The sequence below is a fragment of the Oleiphilus sp. HI0117 genome, from assembly GCF_001635235.1.
The window spans coordinates 1-10645 of record NZ_LWGA01000627.1 but is presented as its reverse complement, the minus strand read 5'-3'; the positions used below and the strand labels follow the sequence as shown (position 1 = coordinate 10645).

The window sequence follows — 10645 nt, the reverse complement described above, 5'->3', positions numbered from 1 at the left end:
GCTTTAGCTTCTTTGATAAGCTTATCAAGTATTTGTTTACCCATAGCCTGAGCAAGTTCCTTTGGAGGAAGGCCCGCACTTCCACCTACATTCGAGACAGCAAAGGTGGGGAGAGTTTCATCATACTTTTTCTGGCCAAGCGCACTCAGATCTAACGCTAGTTGCGTATCTTTGATAGTTAGCTTCTTGATCACGATGCGCACGTCGGAGTCTGCACCCGACTCTTCCTTAGTCTTGTCAGCACTGCCGCTTTTTCCTGAGTCAGCACTAGCCTGACTGGTAATCTGCTCAAGCAATACATTTAGATTACCTTTTCCTTGAGCATTCAATTCATACAGTGCCGAAAGTGAATCAACCAAGACTTCCCCAATGACAATCGGCATTTCAGTGATATTCTCTGTACCAATATCCAGGCGCACGATACCAAAACCAAGAGCTGACGTCGGGGTAAAGCCATTAGGGTTAGCGACAGAGAAATCGCTCAACTCACCAAAACCATCCATCAACCTGATATCAACACCCTCTACAACAACAGCGCTTTGTAAAGCCTTGCTGCCATGCGTTTCAACCTGCTCTTTAACGATGTCATTGAGTGAGCCGGCCAGGTAAGCAACACCTGCGACGGCGATTAGTATAATTATCAAAAGTGGTAATAGTATTTTCTTCATAAAGGTTACCTATGGCTGTTGTTGCTTATCTTTTAATTCGTTTTCGCGCTGATTGTGCCTTAATCTGGCCTTAATCACTAACTTCATTTTATGCATTCGATGACCACTGATGAATAATGCGATGGCTATCAAGCCTAGCACTCCGTGACCCGCCAGAGCCTGGCTTCCAAACTCCCGATACACGACATAGTCTTCGATTTGGCCGACAAAGCCAATCATTATGACAAAGCTCAAGAAAATTGCGATAAAGGTCGGTGCGCTGTGCGCACCGGCGGACTCCTTAAGCAGGCGCTTTTCGAGCCTGCCTTAATACTCCACTCGCTCTCCCCATGTTTTAATGATAGGAATCTCTCCCACCCAAACGGGAAGCACCAAGTCTTCAATGTCATCATTTGGGCCGCCCTGTCTTTGTTTCACTGCCCCTTCGTCGATGTCCATCCTGAGTAGTGATGTTGCCTGAAGTTCCTTTTCATTGGGTTGGCGAATTTGTTTCCAACGGCCGGTTTCGAGCTGTTCAACAAAGTGCTCATATGCGGCAAGCTGTTGCTGTTCATCTTCCACCAATTCAAAGTAGCCAAACAGTACAGCCGAACGATAGTTAGCACTGTGATGGAAGCCCGATTTCGCCATTACCCAGGCATTTAATTCAGCGAAGGATACACAGGCTTCGAGCCCACTCGTGAGTTGCTTAACCAGGCGACTGCCTCGACTACCATGGATATAAATCGCATTGTCGACACGCCAGCAAAGCATCGGGATAGACATAGGTTTACCTTCGGGCGCAAAGCAAATATGCGCCAGTTTTAGCTCATCAATCAAGGGGTATAAGTCGCTCTGTTGGTAACTGGCTCGTTTTGCTGCTCGCTTTATTTCAGAGCGCTGCGTTTTCTTTAAGGTCACCTCTATTCTCCTTTGTTATATAAAGATATTTCCTATCGCACTCGTATCTCTGTGCTTGACTCATGCTTAGTCTGAATCAATACTGGCCCCACATTAAGATCCAATAATTAATTTCTGGTGGTACCAATTTGAGCACTGAAGAATTTGACTCGTTACGTGACTTTTCTTTTTCTGGCACCGAGACACTGCAACATCAGCTGTATCAGGGGGTCAAGAACAGAATATTAGATGGACGATTAGTCTCAGGGAGGCGATTACCTTCTAGCCGTGCGCTGTCGAGTATTCTTAAGGTTAGCCGAAACACGGTTTCGGGCGCCTTCGAGCAACTGAAAGCTGAAGGCTACCTGCAAACGAAAAAAGGAGCGGGCCACTATATTGCGACCAATCTTCCTGATGATTATCTCAATGCTCAAACGAAGAACATCATGCGATTTGAGTCAAAACCAACCAAGATGCCGCTCTCTGATTCTGGAAAAGTCTTGCTCGGCGACAACAAGATCAGAGTCTATCGCAACACCAGTTTCGAAGCCGGTTTACCTGACCTCAAAGCTTTTCCCATCAAAAAATGGGGGCAAATATATCAACAACAAAGCCAGCGTATCGCCTTGCTTGGATATGATTCATTACAAGGTTCGTCCTACTTGAGAGAAGTGCTTGCCAGCTACTTAAAATCTTCACGAGGATTGGATTGCACACCCGAGCAAATCATCATCACGGTTGGCGCTCAACAAGCGGTCAATATCGCGATTCAAGTCATCTTGAATCACGGAGATGAAGTCTATTTGGAAAACCCGGGCTACATTGGAATGCGCGAAGCCTTTAAAGCACATCAGTGCAAAATTACCGGCATCCCGGTGGGTAAGAATGGCTTAGACCTACAAGCACTACCGAAGAAACCAAAGGGTAAAATCTTATGTGTCACACCGACTCATCAATATCCGATGGGCGGGATTATGCCTTTGGCAAATCGCTTAAACATCCTTCAATGGGCTGCTGAAAATGGAGTATGGATTCTGGAGGATGATTACGACAGTGAATATCACTATGAACACAAACCGATTGCCTCCATGCAAGGTTTGGGTTTACAGGATCAAGTTATCTACATCGGTTCATTTAGCAAGGTACTTTACCCTGCACTAAGGCTTGGCTACATGGTTGTCCCTGAGCAAGTCATTGCCCCATGTGTGAAGACGAAAAATAGAATCGCAGGGCAAACACCAATGGTTGAGCAGGAAACTGTCGCTGAGTTTATTGCAGAAGGGCACTTTATCAGGCACCTGAGAAAAATGAGAGGGCTCTATCACGAGAAATTCAAAACGATCATCGCGGCTTGCGAACAGCACCTGGAAAATCTCGCAAAGCCCGAGTGCACCGGCGCGGGCATGCACATAGTATTGATTTTTAATCCGCAACTTTGCCAGGCCGGGCTATCAGATATGAAGGTTGTTGAAGCGATGAGGGAGCATAACCTCTCTGCCAGCCCCTTATCCACTTATTACCTCGATCGAGCCGAGGAGCAAGGCCTTGTACTGGGTTTTGCTAATACGGAGCTAAGCCTGATTGATCCGCATATACAAACGCTTCGGAATGTCATGCTTTCATGCATGACTAGCACTTAATCAATACTGTAAGGTCAATCGAACTAAAACAAGCCCACACCTCTATCAATATACTCAACTCGGCGGCGAGGCGTACCATGAAATGATTGTTCCAGGTTGAATTCAACACTCCCAACCGGAACACTGAAGAATACTCCGCTCGGTGTCGAAACGCGTTGCTGACTAACAGGTTCAATCCATTCCATGGCCTTTTTCTGCATCGACAAAAAGAAACCGCCAGTAGGTAGAAAAGTGCCGTTCTTTTGTTTTTCCCCTACTTCCATGCTTTTAAACTGAGTCATCGGAAAACAGGTCGGAACTCCATGAAGGTTACAGTCAGTCGTGGCAAAATCTATATCACCAATAAACGGGATAGGCCCAAGCGTAAAATTTGAACCACTGGGCAAACCGATATGGGTCGCTCGGACAGGGTCTGGCTGACCACCGCTTTCATAATCTACCTCACCATCCACCACATTCGGTGCGGTAATCGGATGAGCCTGCCCTTCTACCGGTGTAAAAGGCAAGAGAGCCCCCGCTAAGGCAAACCACCAGGGGCGATTAGGGGCATCAATCAATGCGTAAGCATTATCCTTTATTTGAACGGGCAGTTGACCGGTAAAGCTCAAAATATCCCCAGAGAAAATACCACGCGCCTGATGAAAGCCAATACGCATACCCACTAGTTCATCGTCTTCTTTAGCGATTTCGATGTAAGGGTCATAAAACTCAAAAGGAATGATTTCGCCCGCTCTATAGTAGCGTCCATCCATCTTTCTACCACTGGTCTCGGCAATCGCGCCAAAGCTCATATTCTTAACCCAAAGATCTGCGCCCTGCTTTTCCAAGCCTGGTTCTGTTCCATCACACTCAAAACAAGCTTCGCCATTTTCCCAGCGAGGATATTCGCCTAATTTAAGCTCCTCAACGTTCAGCTGCGTCTTGAGTTCCATACCAATATTTACTCGGGTCATTTCTTTTCCAAGAACGGTTTCCTGGTCTAGGGTGACAAAAGCTTGGCCGGAAATCTCCGATAGCTCTTCATCCTGCAAGGGAGTCATATCGGAATAACAGTTTTCAACGAATAAAACCGTTTTCGCGTAAATACAACCTGCAATGAGTTTGCCCAATGTATGAATTTCATCTTTGATGCTGGAAAAGTAGGTACTCATACAAACATCCTTTTGCACATGTGTGTTTTTATTTTGTTTATTTTTCACACATGCTAACGATGAAAAGTACCTCCCTCAACGAGATATTCTTACCTTTGTGAATGCCTTCAAGTCAGCCCCCTCCAAAGGATGGTAAGGTAGCTGGATATTACTACTTAATCACTTCGCCAATCACACAAGCCAAGTCATAACCCGCGGTTCTCAGCTCATTTAAACAAGCGTTCGCTTGATCAGCAGGCACTCCAGCCAATAAACCTCCCGCAGTTTGGGGGTCAAATAAAATCTCTGCTTCTTTCGGCGTTTCCAAGGAAATAAAAGCACGCATCTTGGTATCGATTTGTTTGTTTTGCTCATGCAAGCTCGAGAATATACCCTTAGCCATCAGTGCTTCAGTACCGTCCAATACAGGTAAGGAAGCCAGATTCAAAGAAGCCTTTTGCTTTGACGCCTGAAGCATTTCCAGTAAGTGTCCAGCTAAGCCAAAGCCCGTGACATCGGTACAAGCTTTCGCCCTATGGTTGAAGAGGATATGACTCGCCTTTTGGTTAGACTGAAGCATCATTTCAATCGCCGATTTCACCCAAGGCCCCTTCGCCAAGCCTCGCATATCCCCTGCAAATAAAGCCCCTGTTCCCAGCGCTTTAGTTAGAATCAATTTATCACCTGGCTGAAGCCCAGCCTTGGTTAGAAGCTGGTTTTCATCGGTTAGACCATTAATGGTAAAGCCAAGGCTTAGTTCAGCACCTTCTGCAGTATGCCCCCCAACAATGGGCATCTCACACGCATCAAAAACCTTGCTCGCGCCAAGCATCAGATGAAGCAATTGCTGCTCAACTTTTTCTTCACTCGCAAAAGGTAAGGTCACTAAAGCTTGGGCGCTATGGGGCGTTGCTCCCATGGCAAAAATATCACCCAAGGCATGGTTCGCGGCAATCTGGCCAAAGAGGTAGTCATCATCGATGAAACGTCGAAAAGCATCGACAGACTGGACTAATAATTTATCGGCAGGAATGGCCAAAACGGCGGCATCATCCGGCTGGGACAGTGCTACCTTCGCCTTATCCTCATAACGTGTTGAAAGCTGGGCAATCACGCGATTTAAAATAGGCTGCCCCACTTTGGCACCGCAACCGCCACAACGCATACTCATCGGCTCAGCATCCACACTCGCATTTTCAGCGGGGATCATCGGCTTGGCAAGTTCACTAAAGCGGCGCATAAATTTACGGTCGATTGAATCTTTCCAGTGCCATACCCATGCGCCCGACATTGCCCAGTCACCTCTAGAGGCAATTGCAGCTTTGTCGCCAGTACTCACTAAACTCAGGAACTTGCTCTGAGGGACAAAGGCTTTTAATGGCTCACCACGTAGGGCTTTTTCAAGATTATCAGCCAAGGGTTTACCCTGGCGCACAGCAAATACACCGGCTTTAGGCCGTGGGTGATCCAGCACATCAGCAATATCACCCGAGGCAAAAACATTAGGATGAGAAACTGACTGCAAACAAGCATCCACTTCTATAAAGCCCCGCTCACTACAGGCTAAACCAGCGGCTTTCGGCCATTCAGGGGCTGACGCCGATATTGCCCAAATAATCTTGTCTAAGCTTAGTTCCCTCGGGTTTTCAGCGTCTCGCGCATCGACCAAGCACCCTTCTTCAACTTTAGACACGCGAAAATCATGATGAACCTGCACCCCACGTTTATCCAATACCTTTTGGTAGCGCTGCTGCACTTTGGCATTGTGGCTGGGCAGTATCGTGTCACTCCCCGAGACCACGTGAAAGCGAAGTTGCTCAAAGCTCGTCTTTCGGTATTTTAGCGCACACTTAAGTTTGTGCTGCATCGCTAGCGCAACTTCAACACCACTGGCACCACCGCCGACAATACCAATATCTACCGGCGAAGTGAGTTCCTTACTCAGTAGGGATTGCTGCAAGTCATGCCAGAGAGCGAGAAAGCGATCAACAGGTTTCACACCAACGCTAAACTCTTTAGTGCCTGGTATGTTTTTTAAGTCTGGAGAAGAGCCTATATCTATCGACAATACGTCGTACGAAAACGGCGGATGCTGCTGACAGAAGATGGTTTTCGCTTCAAGATCGAGGCCTGTCACGCTATCTTCAATAAAGCGCACCCCAAAACTTCGACACGCTGCGCCCAGGTCGATATGCACGTCTTCATGCTCGTAGTTCCCGGCAATCAAGCCAGGCAGCATACCTGAGTAAGGTGTGAGTACTGAATTGGAAATCAGGGTAATGCGCACACCAGGTAGGTGACGCTTGGCCAACATGCTCAGAGCAATAGCGTGGGCATGGCCACCACCGATTAACACCAAGTCTTGGCTAATGGGTGTATCAGTATTTGTCTCATTTTTTTTCACGTTTATTCCTAATCCAGCTCTTTAAGAGAGGCGGTAATCAATGGTAATCATTCGTTATCGCTCCCTCTTTAGTGCCCTAAACCTGTAGGCAGAGCCTTCCACGGCTCGCATGAAGGCTAGCACGAGGTTGATCGAGCGAGGGATAGAACCCTCTGCCTACAGTCATTGTTATTTGTTAAATATAAGCTTGAATGCCACTACTCCGCCAGTGCGCACGGCGCACCCTATAACGGGACTGTTCCTCTTACACTAACGCATATCCGGCAAGGCATTGAGCCGCAGCTTTCGCCTAATACCGCGTGATAAGGTATCGACAAGAATATTCAGCAATGCCGTCACTAAAATTAAAAACAAGGCGCGATCAAAGCGCAACTCTTCGAAGGCCGAGTCGACGTAAAAACCCAAGGTATGCACGCCGAGAATTCCCAGTATGGCACTCTCTCGTAGAATCACCTCCCAGCGGTAAAACAAAAAGGCCAAAAAGGGCCGATATAATCTGGGCGTGACTTCGTAGGAATATAGATTAATGCCTTTCGGGGCGTCTTGTCTTAGCTTAAGGTTGCGTGATGCGTTGCCAATCAAATGCGCGATAATCGCACCATTGTGCAAGCTCAAAGCCACGATCGCGGGCACCATCGAGGGACCCATCATAATCAGTAAAACAAACACCAACATCAGCTCAGGTATAGAGCGCAAAACGACTAACAAGAAGTGTGACAGATAACGGCTGCCTTTGTTCAAAAATAAGGGTGAAATAAAGGGGTACATGACTAAGGCTAAGATGCCACTGCCCACCAATGAAATCATGGTCAGTAATAAGGTATTCCAAACGCCTTCGGCCACCTGCTGCTGTATCAGAAAGCTAGCCCAGTCCCATGTCGCATACCAAGCCTCTAGCTGCCAAAGAGTTTCAGCCCCTTTTAAGGGTTCAGGCAGGATATCGTAGCTTAAAAAGCGCCATATCAGATCGGTCTGTGTACTCAGGTATAAATTCAATTGAGTCGATAACCACACCACCGCGACTAGCAATAGCAGCAATAAGCTACGACGATGACTCCAGAATCTTAAGCTGGCGATGACAAAAAAGAAGACATAGAGCACTGCCGCGGCCTGATCGTACTCGCCTTCACTGAAGAAGCTTTCGAGATGAAAGCCCAGCGTAGGCAAGCCGATAAAACCAAGTATCGCGCTGCTTCGAATACCGCACTCCAAACGATAACGCGTATACGACACGACTTGCGGCCAAGCCTGCGCCAAGCGCGCGTAAAGAAAAGCCGAAAACGAGCCTTGTGCCTGGTGGGTCAGGGCATCATTCGGCGCACGATCGCTTTCTTCCAAAATCTCGGCATAGACCTTGGCGAAGATGCCAGAAAAAGGAATGATAATCGCCAACAAGCCAGTCAGCGTCGACAAGCCAAAGAACTGCAAAAACAGCAAAGCCCAAAAAATTTCATGAATTGAACGGATAAAGGCACAGCCAATACGGACCAAACGATGCTGAAAACATTGCGCCAACAGCAAGCCGAATACAGAAGAGATCGCCACACCGACCAAGGCAAAAGCCAAGGTGTTCAGCAAGCTGACCAGCAATTCATACCAAGAGAAAAAAGACGGGCTGACAAAACCCTGAGCAATACGACCTAGCTCTCCCCAAGGGTCTGCTGTAATGATTTCAAGGTCGGCAAAACAAAGGCAAATAAGCGCCAGAAACAAAAAGCCGGAGCTGACTCGATTAAGCGTCCACATAGCTTAACGACAGAGCTTTAAGTCAGGATGCTTAGGCACCGGCGTATTATCATGTTCGCCGGTGGGCTGCTGGGTATCGAAATCGGAATAGATTTGACGAAGCTTATCTGAGTCCAGTTCGGCAACTTGGCAATCTATCGCTAACTCACCGCCTTTCAAGCCGATGATACGATCGCAGTATTTCACGGCCAGTTCGGTATTATGGAGTGCTAAAACAACGCTCTGGTGAGAAGAGATGATCTTAGCGATCAAGCGCTCGGCTTGTAGCTCATCCACCGCAGAAACCGGCTCGTCGCCGAGAAAAATATCCCGTTCCTGGATCAGCGTTCGAGCTAATGCTGCACGCTGTTGCTGACCGCCAGATAAGGTCTCGGCACGCGCTTTCAAGTGTTCTTGTAAACCTAAAGATTGTGCAAGCAAGGCTACCTTTTTTTGAACCGCCTTCTGAGGAAAAAACAAATTCAAAGCGTTATAGAGAAAATTGTGCTTATCCAACTGCCCCATATAAATGTTATGGAACAAAGATAAACTGGGGACCAAAGCCGGCGCCTGCTGACAGAAGGCAATATCATCGGGGCGCAGCTGGTATAGTGCTTTGAGTAAAGTACTTTTACCTGCACCACTCTTGCCAAGCAGTGCGACTTTTTCACCGGCCTTAATTTCTATCTCCAAGTCACGCAGCACGGTATTACCTTGCCACGCTAAATCCTGCTTGGAGAGATGAAATATGGTTTTTGTCGGTGCCCCCGTATCAAGCATATTAGTCAATCAAACCAATGCTTTTAGCGGTATCCAAAATTGCCTGATAATCTTCGTTCTTCGCTTCAATAAAGGCTTTACGAGGAAAACGCGCTAGCAAGTCAGGGTCTTTCATATTCAACAAGGCTTGTTTAATCTTTCCACCAAAACCTTCACCCCAATGCGCGTCCACATCACCGCGTATGCTCCACTGGTAATCCTGGTACTGAGGTGTTTCCCAAATAACCTGAACCTTTTTTGGATCAATCTTACCTGCGGCTAGCTCTTTTTCCCAAACCTTGTAGCTCAACACACCAATTTCGTAGGCACCTGAGTTAACCAAAGCGGCTGTGCGTGAGTGATTACCACTAAAACCTATACGTTTGAACAACGCATCAGGCGCATCATTAAGGTGTTGACGGATATAAAACTCAGGCATCAAGCGACCCGATGTTGAACCTTTTGAACCAAAGGTCAGTGTCTTGTTAGCAATACCTTTTGGGAATTCATCACTCTTTTTTAAACCTGTAGAATGATGCGCAATAAAGTAAGTCTTGAAGAAGCGGTCTTCATCTCCCTGTGCGATCGCTTGGGAGCCTGGCACTAATAAGCGCGCCTGCACACCCGACAAACCACCAAACCAGGCTAATTGAACCTGATCATTTCGAAATGCTGTCACTGCAGCCGCATAAGACTTAACCGGCACATAACGTACCTCAATGCCTAAGGCCTTCCCTAAGTACTCAGACACTGCACCAAAGCGCTGCTCAAGCTGGGTGCTGTCCTGATCAGGGATGGCGGTAAAGGTAAAATCTTTCGCCTGCGCGCTCACCGCTAGGCTAAACAATATGATCAAGGTACTGAATAATTTCATTTTGAGTAGTGCTCCAATAGTGCGTCTTTGCTTCCCCGCAATACAATTCTTTCAGCCTTCTTTGAGAGCTGATAATCGTACATTGGGTCGTAGTAATCTTTTAGTAAATGTTCGATCCACTCCCGGTGAAGGCCGTAAGCCTCATCAGATTCTGAAGCAGAAAATTGTTGTTTGATCGCTCGTGCCATCATTTGCTGTAGATGATTCTTTCGCTCGCTACCCAAGCGGCGTTCTATTCTCCCTAAACTCTCAAACAGATAGTTAGAGAAATTCTCAATGCCCTGCTCTTCACCGTCCCGGCTTAAGTAGGCTTCGGTCATATCAATCACATAGTCTTGAAGCACTACATCGATTCGTTCTTCCAAAGGCGTTTCTAAGACAATTAAAGGGCAAGCAGACATGCGGTCTTTCAAAGTCAAAGGCAAAGCACAACGGCCAATCAAACGACTTTCGTCTTCCAGAAATACCGTGCCGCTATTTTGATGGCGCGCTTTTAATAGGGCGATGGATAGTTTGTTTTCAAAATCTATTTGGCTAGGTTGAGGGGTCAACATTCGACCAAAGCT

Annotated in this window: 9 protein-coding genes and 1 pseudogene; 1 reads left to right on the top strand and 9 read right to left on the bottom strand. The window is 47.1% G+C overall.

Going from position 1 to position 10645, the window contains the following annotated elements:
• The 3 genes from A3757_RS07310 to A3757_RS07300 all read right to left on the bottom strand — a co-directional run.
• Nucleotides 1–668: hypothetical protein (locus tag A3757_RS07310; RefSeq protein ID WP_068739374.1), on the bottom strand; the 668-nt coding region annotated here is incomplete at its 3' end.
• 9 nt (nt 669–677) lie between these two features.
• On the bottom strand, nt 678–902 hold the full coding sequence (locus A3757_RS07305; RefSeq protein WP_156490509.1) for a hypothetical protein: 225 nt from the start codon (nt 900–902) through the stop codon (nt 678–680).
• 72 nt (nt 903–974) lie between these two features.
• Entirely contained in the window at nt 975–1568 is a 594-nt protein-coding gene (locus A3757_RS07300) for a pyridoxamine 5'-phosphate oxidase family protein (RefSeq protein ID WP_197469914.1), read from the bottom strand.
• Nucleotides 1569–1696: 128 nt separating this feature from the next.
• Here A3757_RS07300 and A3757_RS07295 point away from each other — a divergent pair, with 128 nt between their 5' ends.
• Complete coding sequence (locus tag A3757_RS07295) at nt 1697–3187, top strand: PLP-dependent aminotransferase family protein (protein WP_068513601.1); 1491 nt, start codon at nt 1697–1699, stop codon at nt 3185–3187.
• A gap of 23 nt (nt 3188–3210) precedes the next feature.
• Here A3757_RS07295 and A3757_RS07290 read toward each other — a convergent pair whose 3' ends face one another.
• The 6 genes and pseudogenes from A3757_RS07290 to A3757_RS07265 all read right to left on the bottom strand — a co-directional run.
• Complete coding sequence (locus tag A3757_RS07290) at nt 3211–4338, bottom strand: hypothetical protein (RefSeq protein ID WP_068513598.1); 1128 nt, start codon at nt 4336–4338, stop codon at nt 3211–3213.
• Between the two features lie 151 nt (nt 4339–4489).
• The gene (gene selD, locus A3757_RS07285) at nt 4490–6721 is read right to left on the bottom strand and encodes a selenide, water dikinase SelD (protein WP_068553554.1); all 2232 of its coding nucleotides are present in this window, start codon (nt 6719–6721) and stop codon (nt 4490–4492) included.
• A 249-nt stretch (nt 6722–6970) separates the two neighbouring features.
• Nucleotides 6971–8467 carry an ABC transporter permease gene (locus A3757_RS07280; RefSeq protein ID WP_068513593.1) on the bottom strand — a complete coding sequence of 499 codons (1497 nt, stop codon included), beginning with the start codon at nt 8465–8467 and terminating at the stop codon, nt 6971–6973.
• Between the two features lie 3 nt (nt 8468–8470).
• The gene (locus A3757_RS07275) at nt 8471–9226 is read right to left on the bottom strand and encodes an ATP-binding cassette domain-containing protein (protein WP_068513591.1); all 756 of its coding nucleotides are present in this window, start codon (nt 9224–9226) and stop codon (nt 8471–8473) included.
• A 1-nt stretch (nt 9227) separates the two neighbouring features.
• Nucleotides 9228–10079: a putative selenate ABC transporter substrate-binding protein gene (locus A3757_RS07270; RefSeq protein ID WP_068513588.1), complete on the bottom strand. Its 852-nt coding sequence runs from the start codon at nt 10077–10079 to the stop codon at nt 9228–9230.
• Nucleotides 10076–10645: pseudogene (locus tag A3757_RS07265) on the bottom strand (tRNA 2-selenouridine(34) synthase MnmH); the annotation flags it as partial. The pseudogene A3757_RS07265 and the gene A3757_RS07270, both read right to left, overlap by 4 nt.